Raw genomic sequence first — 13,883 nt, 5'->3', positions numbered from 1 at the left:
ATGACACAAAAGCCTGATTTTAAAACAATTAATATAGATACATCTACAACATTTACAGAAGAAGAATGGAAACAAAAAGCGGAAGCTGAAATTTCTACATCGATTGATGACCTTTTATTTGAGACCAATGAGCATATTAGCACGAAACCGCTCTATACAGAGAAGGATCAAAAAGATGCTAAGCATCTTGGGGACCTGCCGGGTCTACCGCCTTATACAAGAGGTCCTTACCCGACCATGTATGTGAATAGACCATGGACAGTTCGCCAATATGCAGGCTTTTCAACTGCTGAAGAGAGTAATGCATTCTATCGCCGTAATTTAGCGATGGGGCAAAAGGGACTTTCTGTTGCCTTTGATCTTGCTACACACAGGGGCTATGATTCCGATCATGCACGTGTTGTGGGCGATGTCGGAAAAGCGGGTGTTGCGATTGATTCAATCGTTGATATGAAAACATTATTTGATGGTATACCATTAGATCAAATGTCTGTTTCTATGACGATGAACGGAGCGGTTCTGCCGATCATGGCCTTTTATATCGTTACAGCCGAAGAGCAGGGGGTTTCACAGGAGAAGCTTTCCGGAACGATTCAAAATGATATTTTAAAAGAATATATGGTTCGTAACACGTATATTTATCCACCAGAAATGTCGATGAAGATTATTGCTGATATTTTTGAATACACATCTAAGTACATGCCTAAATTTAACAGCATCAGTATTTCTGGTTACCATATGCAGGAAGCGGGGGCTCCGGCTGATATCGAATTGGCCTATACCCTTGCAGATGGTCTTGAATACGTTAGAACAGGATTAAAGGCCGGCATTGATATCGATTCCTTTGCTCCAAGATTATCTTTCTTCTGGGCAATTGGAATGAATTATTTTATGGAAGTGGCTAAAATGCGGGCTGCTCGCCGTATCTGGGCAAAAATGATGCAGTCGTTTGAGCCGAAAAATAGCAAATCACTGGCACTGCGTACACATTCACAGACCTCGGGCTGGAGTTTGACGGAGCAGGATCCGTTCAATAACGTGATACGGACTCTGATTGAAGCTCATGCTGCAGCCATGGGACATACCCAGTCATTGCATACGAATGCACTAGATGAAGCAATTGCATTGCCAACAGACTTCTCTGCGAGAATTGCCCGCAATACACAGCTTTATTTGCAGGAAGAGACTGGCATCACAAATGTGATTGATCCATGGGGAGGCTCTTACTATGTCGAGGCCTTAACAGAGCAATTAATGAATCGTGCTTGGGAGCATATTGAAGAAATTGAAAACCTTGGCGGAATGGCAAAGGCGATTGAAACAGGTCTACCAAAAATGCGCATTGAAGAAGCTGCAGCTAGAAGACAGGCTCAAATTGATTCAGGAAAAGAAACGATTGTCGGTGTGAATAAATACCGTCTTGATAAAGAGGAACCGATAGAAATTCTTGAAGTAGATAATACGGCTGTCCGATTAAAGCAAATTGAAAAATTAAATCAATTAAAAGCTTCTCGTGATGAAGAAAAAGTACAGGAAGCATTGGCTGCCATTGAAAAGGCATGTGAAACAAACGAAGGAAATCTTCTAGCTCTTGCTGTACAAGCAGCACGTGTACGTGCAACGCTAGGCGAAATATCCTCGGCGATTGAAAAGGTATCCGGTCGTCATAAAGCGACAATCCGCTCAATTAGCGGAGTATACAGCTCTGCTTTTTCAAATGAAGAAGAAATTAATACGGTGAAGCAGATGACTGATGAATTTCTTGAAAATGAAGGTCGCCGCCCTCGGATTTTAATTGCAAAGATGGGACAGGATGGTCATGACCGCGGAGCTAAGGTAATTGCAACTGCATTTGCGGATTTAGGCTTTGATGTGGATATCGGTCCATTATTCCAAACACCAGAAGAAACAGCGCTGCAGGCAGTTGAGAACGATGTCCATGCTATTGGTATGAGTTCGCTTGCTGCTGGCCACAAGACATTACTGCCACAGCTTGTTGCTGAATTGAAGAAGCTCGGCCGAGAAGATATTATTGTGGTTGCCGGCGGTGTTATTCCTGCACAGGATTATGAATTCCTATATGAACAAGGAGCTTCAGCTATTTTTGGACCAGGAACAGTTATTCCGGTTGCTGCCCAAAAGGTTGTCCGAGCTATCTATGAGCGACTCGGCTATGAGGAAGTGAAGGCGTAAATGTCAGACGAGAAACGGCCTGAATGGACAAATCAAGATGAGCCAGATAAATTTTCAACCTATATTCGTAAAGGGGTTGAAGCAGTATCACAGGAAGGCCTCGTTAAAAACACGACGTTTCGAAAAAAAATGAAGCCAGATGAAATGGACTGTGAGCAGCTGGCAGAGGGAATCCTCAAAGGTGACCGCAGTATGTTGGCTCGCTCCATTACCTTAATTGAAAGTAATGCAGAGCATCACTTTCAGAAGGCACAAACGCTTCTGCAGCAGCTTTTACCTAACACCGGTAAAGCAGTCCGTATCGGTATTACCGGAGTTCCCGGTGCAGGTAAAAGTACTTTCATCGAGGCCTTTGGTATGTTTTTATGCAACCTTGGACTTAAAGTAGCGGTATTGGCCGTGGATCCCAGTTCAAGCAGAAGCGGCGGCAGTATCCTTGGTGATAAAACACGGATGGAGCAGCTGGCCCGTCATCCAAGGGCGTTTATTCGCCCTTCTCCTTCGGGAGGGAAGCTGGGCGGTGTACACCGAAAAACAAGAGAAACGATGCTCTTATGTGAGGCCTATGGCTTTGATGTTATCTTGATTGAGACTGTCGGTGTCGGCCAAAGCGAAGTAATTGTCCGCGATATGGTAGACTTTTTCATGCTGGTTGTGTTAACTGGAGCAGGTGACGAGCTCCAGGGAATGAAAAAGGGAATTATGGAACTGGCGGATGCGATAGTGGTCAACAAAGCAGACGGGGAAAATAAAGCAAATGCACAAAAAACGAAAAGAGAATATAATCAAATTTTACACTTCCTTCAGCCAGCAACGAAAGGCTGGGACACAAAGGCTTATACATGCTCTGCCTTAATGGAAGATGGTATTAAAGAAATCTGGGATGTCATCAAGGATTTTGAAGCGACAACAAAGCAGTCTGGTGTATTTGCGGACCGTAGAAGATCGCAAACAAAAGAATGGATGAAAAGTATGATCATTGACCAGCTACAGAACAGCTTTTTTCATAATACAGTGATAAAAGAGCTGCTTCCAAAGGTAGAAAACCAGGTGATTGCTGGAGATAAGACGGTAACCACTGCTGTGGAAGAATTATTCGCCCATTATTATAAAACCTTCTCCTAAAAAAGCTTCTCATTTGTACTTAAGTAATAACTATTGTTATGATGTAAATATAAAAATGAGAGTAAGGAGAATGTAAATGAATATTGATTTTAATCTATTTATGAATGATCATGTTCGCCAAGCACGACAGGAAATTGTGGCAGCGGGATATACGGAGCTAAAGACGCCTGAAGAGGTGGAAGAGGCATTTGCGAAAAAAGGAACCACATTAGTCATGATTAATTCTGTTTGTGGCTGTGCAGGAGGAATTGCCCGTCCGGTTGCTAGTCATGCCATCCATTATGATAAGCGTCCAGAACAATTAGTTACTGTGTTTGCCGGACAAGATAAGGAAGCCACAGCAAAGGCTCGCTCTTATTTTACTGGTTATCCGCCGTCATCGCCGTCATTTGCTCTTTTAAAGGATGGAAAAATCCAAACGATGATTGAAAGACATGAAATTGAAGGACATGAACCTGCTGCCGTTATGCAAAAGCTTCAAGATGCCTTTGATCAGTATTGTGATGAAGTGTAATTAAAGGATTAAATAATTGAGGAATACTAAATGAGATATCATTCTGTATTCCTCTTTTTTATCAATATCATTAATAATATCAAAATAGTATTTTAATATAAATTTTTCTTGCATCTACGAATAAATGTGTTAAAATTCATTTAGATGTATAATTATTAGTTTATTAAAAAATCTAATAGTATAAAGATTATGAAATGATAGAGGAGGAAATGCTGTGAAGAAGTTAATTTCATTATTATTGATGAGTATGTTGATTATAGGTGTTCTTGCCGCATGCGGCAGTGGTGAAGAGTCATCCAGTCAAGGAGACAATAACGATGCAGATGCAAAAGTATTAAAAATGGCAACATCAGGGGATTATGCACCATTTGAATACATTGATACGGCAAAGGGAGACGATATTATTGGACTTGATATTGATATCGCAAAGGCTATTACCGAAGAACTAGGCTATGAATTAGAAATTCAGGACATGGATTTTGGCGGTCTTATTTCTGCCTTACAAAGTGGACAGGCTGATTTTGTTATGGCTGCCATGTCTGCAACTGATGAACGTAAAGAAAGTGTCGATTTCAGTGATACGTACTACACTTCAAAACACGTCATCGTATCAAAGAAGGATAGTGGCATTAAAAGTGCAGATGATTTAAAAGATAAGAAGGTCGGCGCACAGCTTGGTTCCATTCAAGAGGAAAAAGCAAAGGAATTAGCAGAAAGTACAGGTTATAGTTATGAAAGCCGTAACCGTATACCGGAACTGATTCAGGAGATTCTTGCTGGTCGTTTGGATGCTGCCATTATTGAAGACACGGTTGCAAAGGGATATTTAGAAGAAACGAAGGATCTTGTCGGGGTAACAATTGAAGATGCGGATGGCGGCTATGCTATTGCTTTCCCTAAAGGTAGTGAACTCCGAGAAGCATTTAATGCTGAATTAAGAAAAATGATTGAAAACGGTGAAGTGGATCAAATCATAAAGAAATGGTTTGACGCTGAGTAATAAAAAGAAAAGGTAAAAAAACGTTCAGAAGAGAATCGTTTTCTGGACGTTTTTTATATACTTCTATTTAGATTTCTGAGAGGAATGATTCTACATGAATTTAGATTTTTCATCTGTTCTCCCATCGTTCCCCTTTATCTTAAAAGGCGTTTTGGTGACTCTACAGATAGCTTTTCTTGCCGGGGTATTAGGGTTCGTATTTGGTATTATCCTATCAATCTTTAAAATTAGTAAAATTAAATTTTTAGGCTGGTTTGCAGATGCTTATACATCTATTTTTCGCGGAACACCGCTTGTTCTTCAATTGATGATTATCTATTTTGGATCCCCACAGGTACTAGGCTACCAAATTGATCCATTCACTGCAGCGGTTGTATCATTTGCATTGAATTCAACTGCCTATATTTCTGAAATTATTCGTGGTGGTATATTGGCTGTTGATAAAGGACAAAGTGAAGCAGCAATGGCCTTAGGAGTTCCATACTCTTCCATGATGCTGAATATCGTGCTACCGCAGGCATTAAAAAATATCCTGCCGTCATTAATGAATGAGTTTATTACGCTAACAAAGGAATCAGCGATTGTGACGACCATAGGTGTGATGGATATTATGAGGAGAGCCTATCAGGTGGGAGCGGATAAATTCCGTTTTATAGAGCCGTTGCTATTAGCTGGTGTTATTTATTATCTGATTGTCATGGCATTAACGATGATTGGTAAGCTTGTCGAAAGGAGAATGAGAAAAAGTGATTAAGGTTGAGGGACTGACTAAGAATTTCGGCAAACTTGAGGTATTAAAGGGCATTTCCACCACGATTCGAGAAGGTGAAGTAGTAGCGATTATTGGTCCATCTGGTTCAGGAAAGTCAACCTTCCTTCGATGTTTAAATTTATTAGAAGCACCCACTGGTGGACATATTTATATTAATGGAATCGACATTACAAATAGAAAATCTAACATTATGAAGATTAGACAAAATGTCGGGATGGTTTTTCAGCATTTTCATTTATTTCCTCATAAAACGGTAATGGAGAATGTAACCTATGCACCGATAAAGGTAAAGAAGCTGTCAAGACAAGAGGCGGAGAAGAAGGGAATGGCTTTATTGGAAAAGGTAGGATTAGCCGAGAAAGCTAATGTTTATCCGAATCGCTTGTCAGGAGGGCAAAAACAACGTGTGGCGATTGCCAGAGCTTTAGCGATGGAACCGGAAGTCATGCTGTTTGATGAACCAACCTCTGCGTTAGACCCGGAAATGGTTAAGGAAGTGCTCGATGTTATGAAATCATTAGCTGAGTCAGGAATGACGATGGCGATTGTCACACATGAAATGGGTTTTGCAAGAGAGGTTGCAGACCGGGTCCTCTTTTTAGATAGTGGTGTTCTTGCTGAGGATGCCGTACCTGACGAGTTCTTTTCTAATCCGAAAAGCCAGCGGGCACAGGAGTTTTTGGAGAAAATACTTTAAAGATTATAAAGGATATGGAAAAAGGTGGTCGAAAGGAGCACCTTTTTTATTTTGCCCGACCTATTTCATGGTAAACTGAAAGAAAAAGGCTGGACAGGAGATCACATATGAGATTTCGGATTGGTTATCGAACAATTAAATCAGCTGTCGGTGCAACAGTATCTATTATGCTAGCGCAGTATCTAGGCTTCGAAAATTTTGTTTCTGCCGGCATTATTACCATTCTTTGTATTCAAATAACAAAGAAAAAATCATTGCGGGCATCATGGGACCGAATCCTAGCCTGTATAATCGCTATCATGTTTTCAAGCGTATTTTTTGAAGTAATCGCTTATCATCCATTTGTAATTGGCATATTGTTATTATTTTTTATTCCAACTGTCGTCATGCTGAAGGCAAGTGAAGGAATTGTATCAAGTACAGTCATCATTTTACATTTTTTTGCAGCAGGGGACGTTACACTTACCTTTATATTCAATGAATTAGCAATTATTTTCATTGGAGTAGGTGTCGCTTTGTTTGCGAATTTGTACATGCCAAGTCTTGATACCCAGATTGAGGAATATCAAGAGAGAATTGAGGCCAATTTTAGAAGTATCTTTCTTGAAATAAGTAAATATTTGCGAGTTGGTGACAGTAATTGGGATGGTAAGGAAATTACTGAAACAATCGATTTAATTAATCACGCTAAAAAGCTGTCATTTCGGGTAATGGAGAATCAATTTATACATAACGAAGAGGACGATCTTTATTATACTTATTTCAAAATTCGAGAAAAACAATTTGAAATTATTGAAAGAGTGCTGCCAATCGTCACCTCTATTTCACATACGGTCGAGCAAGGAAAAATGATTGCAGATTTTATTGAGGAGATGGCAGGTCATATTCATCCAGGTAATACAGCGAATTTTTTTTTAGATAAGCTTGAAGAAATGCATAAAGCGTTTGAAAATATGGAGCTACCGAAAACAAGAAAAGAATTTGAGGTTCGTGCGGCACTTCTGTACTTTGTGAAGGAAATGGAGCAATACCTACTGATTAAACGTGACTTTAAAGGGATAAAGAAACAAAAAGTTGTGTATGATAAACAGCTTGGAGAAGGAAACTAAGCAAAAGGAATAGGCGGGTGATCATAATGTTTCGATTGATTTCAAGTCTGTTTGTCGTGCTTTCTCTTTCTCCGCTTTGGCCCCTTGGTGTGAACCCTGCACCAGGTGATCCATTTGTGATTGTTAATAAAGCAACAAATGAATTGGCGCTTATTCATGATAATCGTGTTCAAACGGTAGTGAAAGCCGGGACGGGCAAAACGCATGAGCTGACACCGGAAGGGTTATTTACAATAACAGTGAAGGCTGAGAATCCTTATTTCCGGAGAAAAGACATCCCAGGTGGTTCACCTGACAATCCTCTTGGAACAAGATGGATTGGTTTTGACGCAAAAGGGACGGATGGGAGAATCTATGGGGTGCATGGGACTAATAATTCAGCTTCAATTGGTCACTATGTTTCTGAGGGATGTATTAGGTTACAAAATGAGGCAATCGAATCACTATATGAGTTCATTCCACTTGGGACAAAAATTTTAATTCTATCAACCTCAAAATCCTTTGAGGAACTGGGAAGAGATTATCATGCTATAAAATAAAGTGTAAAAGAGAAAGGGAATTGTCGAATCGTGACAATTCCCTTTTGCTTTATTAAAAGAACATTGCTACTCCTGCAAGTAATGTAGATGCTAGCATGGCAAAAATCATTAAATACACAAATATTTTCTGGGTTTTCTTTCTCTTTTTGGACAAGGCTTTTTCCCTCCATTATTTCATGAGTCATTATCCTATGTTTATTTTACAAGCAAAAAATATTTTGGACAATAGTGCAAAAAAAGAAGGATTTTGAAAAATTTTATCGAATTTTAAGATTATTGTAGTATTTTTTTACAATTGTAGTATATTTAAATTATTGCGCACCCTTTTTTGTTGCGCAGATTCATTATTGGGGATGGGGTAAAAGATGATTAAAAAGGTAGATCACATTGGCATTGCAGTGAGCTCTATTGAAGAGGCATTACCTTTGTATACGGAAGTGCTGAAACTAGAGCTGCTTGGCACCGAAGTAGTCGAGAATCAAAAGGTAAAAGTAGCATTTATTAAAGCTGGCAATGTAAAGCTTGAGTTATTAGAGCCTACCAGCGAGGAAAGTGCGATTGCTAAATTTATTGAAAAACGTGGACAAGGAATCCATCATGTGGCACTAGGGGTTGAATCAATCGAAGAGAGAATTCAAGACATGAAGTCGAATGGTATCAGAATGATAGATGACGAGCCACGAATTGGAGCAGCTGGAGCTAGCGTAGCCTTCATGCATCCAAAATCAACTGCAAGCGTTTTATTTGAATTATGTGAAAAGAAAGGAGCCCATCAGCATGATTGATATCTATGATAAAATTCATGATTTATATGACAGAAAAAGAGAAGTGGAACTTGGCGGAGGCGACGAGCGGATTGAAAAACAGCATGAAAAAGGAAAATTAACTGCTCGTGAACGTATCGATCTATTAGTTGATCCGGGTACATTTGTTGAATTTAATCCTTTTATTGAACATAATTGTAATGATTTTGGACTGGATCAGCAAAAAAGTCCTGGTGATGGTGTTGTAACAGGCTATGGTAAGGTAAATGGCCGTCCAATCTACTTATTTGCTCAAGATTTTACCGTTTTTGGCGGTGCGCTTGGTGAAATGCATGCAAAAAAGATAGCGACTGTGATGGATTTAGCTGCTAAAAATGGTGCTCCTTTTGTTGGCTTGAATGATTCAGGTGGAGCAAGAATTCAAGAAGGTGTCGTTTCTCTTGATGGCTATGGACAGATTTTTTATCGAAATTCAATCTATTCAGGGGTTATTCCGCAAATATCTGTGATTATGGGACCATGTGCAGGCGGTGCGGTTTATTCACCAGCCATCACAGACTTTGTTCTAATGGTTGAGAAGACCAGTCAGATGTTTATTACAGGTCCAAAGGTTATCGAGACGGTTACAGGTGAGAAAATTTCTTCGGAAAATCTAGGTGGGGCGAAGGTTCATAACTCTATTAGCGGTAATGCCCATTTTAGGGACGAGTCTGAAGAGGCTGTTATACAACAGGTTCGCAGACTGTTAAGCTATTTGCCACAAAACAATGAAGAAAAGCCTCCGGTGCTTGAATACAATGAAGAGGATGATTATCGTCCGGATTTAACAGACGCGATTCCATTCGACACACTTCGACCATATGATGTAAGGAAAGTCATTGAACAGGTTGTCGATGAAGGTTCATTCATGGAAGTACAGCAGGATTTTGCTAAGAACATCGTCATTGGTTTGGCACGAGTGAAAGGGGAATCTGTCGGACTTGTTTGTAACCAGCCTAAGTTTATGGCAGGGGGACTTGATATCGATTCCTCTGATAAAGCGGCAAGATTTATTCGTTTCTGTGATTCCTTTAATATCCCAATTATTACGTTCGAAGACGTAACAGGGTTTTTCCCTGGTATTAAACAGGAGCATGGTGGTATTATTCGTCATGGTGCTAAGATTCTTTATGCTTATTCAGAGGCAACTGTACCAAAGTTAACGGTCATTCTGCGTAAAGCATATGGTGGAGCCTATGTAGCATTAAATAGTAAATCGATTGGCGCTGATTTAGTGTTTGCATGGCCAAATGCAGAGATTGCTGTTATGGGACCACAGGGTGCAGCCAATATTATTTTCGCGAAAGAAATCAATCAAAGTCTAAATCCTGAAGAAACACGTGCGCAAAAAATTGAAGAATATCGACAAAAATTCGCCAATCCATATGTTGCTGCAAGTAAAGGAATGGTTGATGATGTCATTGACCCACGTGAAACTAGAATTAAAATTGTACAGGCTCTTGAAATGCTTCGTAATAAAAAAGAGTCAAGACCAAAGAAAAAGCATGGAAATATTCCTTTATAATAGTATCGATACTTTTAATGAAAAATCGGCCATTGGCCGATTTTTTTATTTTTCTTCTCTATTATTATACAATTAAATATAAAATATTTGCATAGGTGAAGATAAATTTCCGCTGACTTTTTAATGAAGGTGCATCTATTTGATGGTAAATACTCATAGATGTATACTATTAGGGGGAAATAGAAGATTTGGAGGTAACGTGGATGATTAATCAAGAGCGCTTATTAAATGAATTTCTTGAATTGGTTCAGATTGATTCTGAAACAAAGTATGAAGCAGAGATTGCAAAAGTATTAAAACAAAAGTTCAGCGAATTAGGTGTCGATGTATTCGAGGATGATACGACTGCCATAACGGGTCATGGGGCAGGAAATCTTGTTTGTACCCTTGCTGGGACAAAAGAAGGGGCAGACCCGATTTACTTTACCTGCCATATGGATACCGTTGTACCGGCTAAAGGGGTAAAGCCTTCCATTAAGGACGGCTATGTTGTCACAGATGGAACAACTATTCTTGGTGCAGATGATAAAACCGGTATTGCGGTTATGCTAGAAACAGTAAGAATTCTAAAAGAACAGAATATTCCTCATGGAGATATCCAATTTATTATTACAGTTGGCGAAGAGTCAGGACTTGTAGGGGCAAAGGCACTTGACAGAGAATTGGTGAAAGCTAAGTATGGGTATGCACTTGACAGTGACGGAAAGGTTGGCAATATTATTGTGGCTGCTCCAACCCAGGCGCATATTAAGGCCACCATACTTGGAAAAACAGCTCATGCCGGTGTCGCACCTGAAAAGGGTGTCTCAGCTATTACGATTGCGGCGAAAGCCATTTCCAGAATGCCTTTAGGTCGTATTGATGAAGAAACAACAGCGAATATCGGTCGATTTGCTGGCGGACAGCAAACAAATATTGTCTGTGACCATGTCGATATTTTAGCGGAAGCACGTTCCTTACTTCCTGAAAAAATGGAAGCACAAGTTCAGAAAATGAAAGAGGCTTTTGCGAGTGCTGCACAGGAAATGGGCGGGAAAGCAGAAGTGGAAGTACAGGTGATGTATCCTGGCTTTAAGTTCTCTGACGGTGACCATGTAGTAGAGGTAGCCAAAAAAGCAGCCGCCAAAATTGGCCGCAGCTGTGAATTACTACATAGTGGAGGCGGAAGTGATGCTAATGTTATTGCCGGATTTGGCATTCCAACCGTGAACCTTGCTGTCGGCTATGAGGAAATTCATACAACAAACGAGCGTATGCCGATTGAGGAGTTATACAAGCTAGCGGAAATGACCGTTGCGATTATTGAAGAAGTAGCCGGACAGTAAGTGTAAACGCTGATTATCACTTTTGTTCTATGGAAGACACAAAAATTTCATAAATTTCACTAGTTCTTCAATACTGAACGTGAGTCTATTCGTTATGATTGGAATAGCTACTTATTTGTTTAAGGAAAGGGATGCTAGTATGTCAAAATTACTATACATTACGGCAAATCCAAAAAAAGACGTAAGTCAATCGAAGGGCGCACAAATCGGCGAGGTGTTTTTAGAAGCCTTTCAAAAGGAGCGTCCGGATGTTGAAATTGAAAGAATGCATTTGTATGATATGAACATAACAAGAATTGATACCGATTTATTGTATGCACGTGCAAAAACGTCATTTATGGGTTATACGGTAGAACAATTGACAGAGGCTGAAAGGGAAAAGTTTACCGCTATGCATTCTCTTGCCGATCGGTTTATTGCTTGTGATTACTATGTTTTTGTGACGCCAATCTGGAATTTGGGTGCCCCTGGGATTTTAAAGGATTTCATGGATAATATGTTCTTAAATCAGAAGACCTTCATTACAACAGAGGAAGGTCCGAAGGGATTATTGACCGGAAGAAAGGCGATTCATATTCAGACCCGTGGTGGGATATATTCCACTGGGCCGATGGTTGAATTCGAAATGGGAGATCAGTACGTAAGAAAAGCCCTTACCTTCCTTGGCATGGATGTAATGGACACAATTGTTGCAGAGGGTTTAGACCATTTTCCTAAGCAAATTCCTGAGATTATGGAAAGAGCGAAGGAGCAAGCAAGACAAGCTGCAAAGGAAATGGCAAAAAGCACCGTTACAACGAAATAATGTACAAGAGGGCCCGCAATGCTGCGGGTCTTTTTATATGCTAAAATGAAGAAAAATGAATCCGGACACCCGGAACTTATTTAAGGTAGTGCTGATGAATGAAGGAAATGTATCCGAAAAAAGGAAGAGTTATTTTGCATGTTGATATGAATAGCTTCTATGCATCTGTTGAGATGGCTTTTGATCCGTCGTTAAAGGGTAAACCGCTTGCTATTGCAGGAAATCCAAAGGAGCGCCGGGGGATTATCGTGACTTGTAGCTATGAGGCGAGGAAATATGGTGTGAAAACAACCATGCCCATTTGGGAGGCTAGAAAGCTTTGTCCACAGCTTCTTGTGATGAGTCCGAATTTTGATCGTTACCGGGCAGCATCTCACGGTATGTTTGAGATTTTACATGAATATTCACAGCTTGTAGAACCCGTTTCGATCGACGAAGGCTATGTGGATATCACGGATAGCTATGAATTAGGATCACCATTAGAAATTGCCTCCAACATTCAAAAGCAAATTCTTTCACAGCTTGACTTGCCTTGCAGCATTGGAATCGCCCCCAATCGCTTTCTTGCCAAAATGGCCTCCGACATGATGAAGCCATTAGGGATAACTGTATTGCGAAAACGGGATGTTGAAAGGGTCCTTTGGCCACTACCAGTAGTCGAAATGCACGGAGTCGGTAAAAAGACAGCTGCTAAGTTAAATACGATTGGAGTTCAAACAATACAGGATTTGGCAAATGCTGATTCTATTCAGCTGAAAGGGCTATTGGGTATTAATGGCATTCGCTTAAAGGAAAGGGCCAATGGGATAGATGAAAGACCTGTAGACCCCGAAGCAGCCAATGAGTTTAAGAGTGTTGGAAATTCCACTACATTGCCAAATGATATAACGAATCAACACCAGCTCCTCCTTGTTTTGGAAGGTCTGGCAGAGAAGGTGGCTGTACGGATGAAGCGGAAGAAGGTTATGGCTTCATCTGTGGGTGTTACGATTCGCTATAAAGATCGGAATACCATCACGAGAAGTAGGAAGCTGTTTAATCCGATTAGTCAATCTGAGGATATTTATCAAGAAAGCAAGCAGCTGTTTTTAAAGAACTGGAATGGAGATCCTGTCCGTCTTCTTGGCGTAACGGGCGCTGAATTAGTGGAAAAGGAACAGGCAGTGAAGCAGCTCGATATTTTCTCTTACGAGAAGGATGCGAAAAAGGAGCCTTTGCTCGAAACCGTTAATCGTCTACGAAATAAATACGGTAAAGCGATAATTGACAGTGCTGTTGAAAAAGCATCGTATGAGAAACAAGAAAATAGTACTTCAGAGACAAGCTTTAGTAAAGATTTTCTCGATTTCTTTTCAAACGATTAAGATGGTTAATTCTTATGAGAATTGACACACTAAATGGAGAGGTATTATTTGCAAATAATTATCGATTAGGCTAAAGTAAAAAGGTCTTTTTTAAGGAAGTATCTAACCTCAT

General features: G+C 40.1%; 14 protein-coding genes. 13 read left to right on the top strand and 1 reads right to left on the bottom strand.

Features of this window, described 5'->3' with window-relative positions; translation table 11 throughout:
- The 8 genes from scpA to BQ5321_RS17380 all read left to right on the top strand — a co-directional run bounded on the left by scpA (nucleotide 1) and on the right by BQ5321_RS17380 (nucleotide 7,949).
- Nucleotides 1-2,193 carry a methylmalonyl-CoA mutase gene (gene scpA, locus BQ5321_RS17415; RefSeq protein WP_071395695.1) on the top strand — a complete coding sequence of 731 codons (2,193 nt, stop codon included), beginning with the start codon at nucleotides 1-3 and terminating at the stop codon, nucleotides 2,191-2,193.
- Nucleotides 2,194-3,318 carry a methylmalonyl Co-A mutase-associated GTPase MeaB gene (meaB, locus tag BQ5321_RS17410; RefSeq protein ID WP_071395694.1) on the top strand — a complete coding sequence of 375 codons (1,125 nt, stop codon included), beginning with the start codon at nucleotides 2,194-2,196 and terminating at the stop codon, nucleotides 3,316-3,318.
- A 76-nt stretch (nucleotides 3,319-3,394) separates the two neighbouring features.
- A complete protein-coding gene (locus BQ5321_RS17405; RefSeq protein WP_071395693.1) occupies nucleotides 3,395-3,832 on the top strand; it encodes a BrxA/BrxB family bacilliredoxin in 438 nt (145 codons plus the stop codon).
- Between the two features lie 214 nt (nucleotides 3,833-4,046).
- Nucleotides 4,047-4,832 (top strand): transporter substrate-binding domain-containing protein, encoded by a 786-nt coding sequence (locus BQ5321_RS17400; RefSeq protein WP_071395692.1) that lies wholly within the window; start codon nucleotides 4,047-4,049, stop codon nucleotides 4,830-4,832.
- Nucleotides 4,833-4,926: 94 nt separating this feature from the next.
- Nucleotides 4,927-5,586, top strand: coding sequence for an amino acid ABC transporter permease (locus BQ5321_RS17395; protein WP_071395691.1), 660 nt, complete (start codon nucleotides 4,927-4,929; stop codon nucleotides 5,584-5,586).
- Nucleotides 5,579-6,301 (top strand): amino acid ABC transporter ATP-binding protein, encoded by a 723-nt coding sequence (locus BQ5321_RS17390; RefSeq protein ID WP_071395690.1) that lies wholly within the window; start codon nucleotides 5,579-5,581, stop codon nucleotides 6,299-6,301. Before BQ5321_RS17395 ends, BQ5321_RS17390 begins: the two co-directional genes overlap by 8 nt.
- 107 nt (nucleotides 6,302-6,408) lie before the next feature.
- Nucleotides 6,409-7,410 (top strand): aromatic acid exporter family protein, encoded by a 1,002-nt coding sequence (locus BQ5321_RS17385; RefSeq protein ID WP_071395689.1) that lies wholly within the window; start codon nucleotides 6,409-6,411, stop codon nucleotides 7,408-7,410.
- A 26-nt stretch (nucleotides 7,411-7,436) separates the two neighbouring features.
- On the top strand, nucleotides 7,437-7,949 hold the full coding sequence (locus BQ5321_RS17380) for a L,D-transpeptidase (protein WP_187143757.1): 513 nt from the start codon (nucleotides 7,437-7,439) through the stop codon (nucleotides 7,947-7,949).
- Between the two features lie 52 nt (nucleotides 7,950-8,001).
- On the opposite strand, the gene prli42 is transcribed toward BQ5321_RS17380, so the two are convergent.
- Nucleotides 8,002-8,103: a stressosome-associated protein Prli42 gene (prli42, locus tag BQ5321_RS24305; RefSeq protein WP_150439870.1), complete on the bottom strand. Its 102-nt coding sequence runs from the start codon at nucleotides 8,101-8,103 to the stop codon at nucleotides 8,002-8,004.
- Between the two features lie 211 nt (nucleotides 8,104-8,314).
- On the opposite strand from prli42, the gene mce reads away from it, so the two are divergent.
- The 5 genes from mce (at nucleotide 8,315) to BQ5321_RS17355 (ending at nucleotide 13,771) form a co-directional block, all read left to right on the top strand.
- Nucleotides 8,315-8,734 carry a methylmalonyl-CoA epimerase gene (mce, locus tag BQ5321_RS17375; protein WP_071395688.1) on the top strand — a complete coding sequence of 140 codons (420 nt, stop codon included), beginning with the start codon at nucleotides 8,315-8,317 and terminating at the stop codon, nucleotides 8,732-8,734.
- Entirely contained in the window at nucleotides 8,727-10,277 is a 1,551-nt protein-coding gene (locus BQ5321_RS17370) for an acyl-CoA carboxylase subunit beta (protein WP_071395687.1), read from the top strand. The genes mce and BQ5321_RS17370 overlap by 8 nt, the downstream gene beginning before the upstream one ends.
- Nucleotides 10,278-10,480: 203 nt before the next feature.
- On the top strand, nucleotides 10,481-11,602 hold the full coding sequence (locus BQ5321_RS17365; RefSeq protein WP_071395686.1) for a tripeptidase T: 1,122 nt from the start codon (nucleotides 10,481-10,483) through the stop codon (nucleotides 11,600-11,602).
- Between the two features lie 139 nt (nucleotides 11,603-11,741).
- Nucleotides 11,742-12,407, top strand: a complete 666-nt coding sequence (locus tag BQ5321_RS17360) for an FMN-dependent NADH-azoreductase (protein ID WP_071395685.1) — start codon at nucleotides 11,742-11,744, stop codon at nucleotides 12,405-12,407.
- Between the two features lie 98 nt (nucleotides 12,408-12,505).
- The gene (locus BQ5321_RS17355; RefSeq protein WP_071395684.1) at nucleotides 12,506-13,771 is read left to right on the top strand and encodes a DNA polymerase IV; all 1,266 of its coding nucleotides are present in this window, start codon (nucleotides 12,506-12,508) and stop codon (nucleotides 13,769-13,771) included.
- Nucleotides 13,772-13,883: the final 112 nt, after the last annotated feature.

Origin of the sequence: Bacillus tuaregi (assembly GCF_900104575.1) — a bacterium.
GTDB lineage: Bacteria > Bacillota > Bacilli > Bacillales > Cytobacillaceae > Bacillus_BD > Bacillus_BD tuaregi.
Note: the sequence above shows the minus strand (reverse complement) of the source record. Positions and strands in the feature narration are given on the sequence as shown.

What these genes read in the sequence shown, in the direction of transcription:
- scpA (WP_071395695.1), top strand. Translation starts at nt 1, where the DNA reads ATGACACAAAAGCCTGATTTTAAAACAATTAATATAGATACATCTACA.
- meaB (WP_071395694.1), top strand. Translation starts at nt 2,194, where the DNA reads ATGTCAGACGAGAAACGGCCTGAATGGACAAATCAAGATGAGCCAGAT.
- BQ5321_RS17405 (WP_071395693.1), top strand. Translation starts at nt 3,395, where the DNA reads ATGAATATTGATTTTAATCTATTTATGAATGATCATGTTCGCCAAGCA.
- BQ5321_RS17395 (WP_071395691.1), top strand. Translation starts at nt 4,927, where the DNA reads ATGAATTTAGATTTTTCATCTGTTCTCCCATCGTTCCCCTTTATCTTA.
- BQ5321_RS17385 (WP_071395689.1), top strand. Translation starts at nt 6,409, where the DNA reads ATGAGATTTCGGATTGGTTATCGAACAATTAAATCAGCTGTCGGTGCA.
- BQ5321_RS17380 (WP_187143757.1), top strand. Translation starts at nt 7,437, where the DNA reads ATGTTTCGATTGATTTCAAGTCTGTTTGTCGTGCTTTCTCTTTCTCCG.
- mce (WP_071395688.1), top strand. Translation starts at nt 8,315, where the DNA reads ATGATTAAAAAGGTAGATCACATTGGCATTGCAGTGAGCTCTATTGAA.
- BQ5321_RS17370 (WP_071395687.1), top strand. Translation starts at nt 8,727, where the DNA reads ATGATTGATATCTATGATAAAATTCATGATTTATATGACAGAAAAAGA.
- BQ5321_RS17365 (WP_071395686.1), top strand. Translation starts at nt 10,481, where the DNA reads ATGATTAATCAAGAGCGCTTATTAAATGAATTTCTTGAATTGGTTCAG.
- BQ5321_RS17360 (WP_071395685.1), top strand. Translation starts at nt 11,742, where the DNA reads ATGTCAAAATTACTATACATTACGGCAAATCCAAAAAAAGACGTAAGT.
- BQ5321_RS17355 (WP_071395684.1), top strand. Translation starts at nt 12,506, where the DNA reads ATGAAGGAAATGTATCCGAAAAAAGGAAGAGTTATTTTGCATGTTGAT.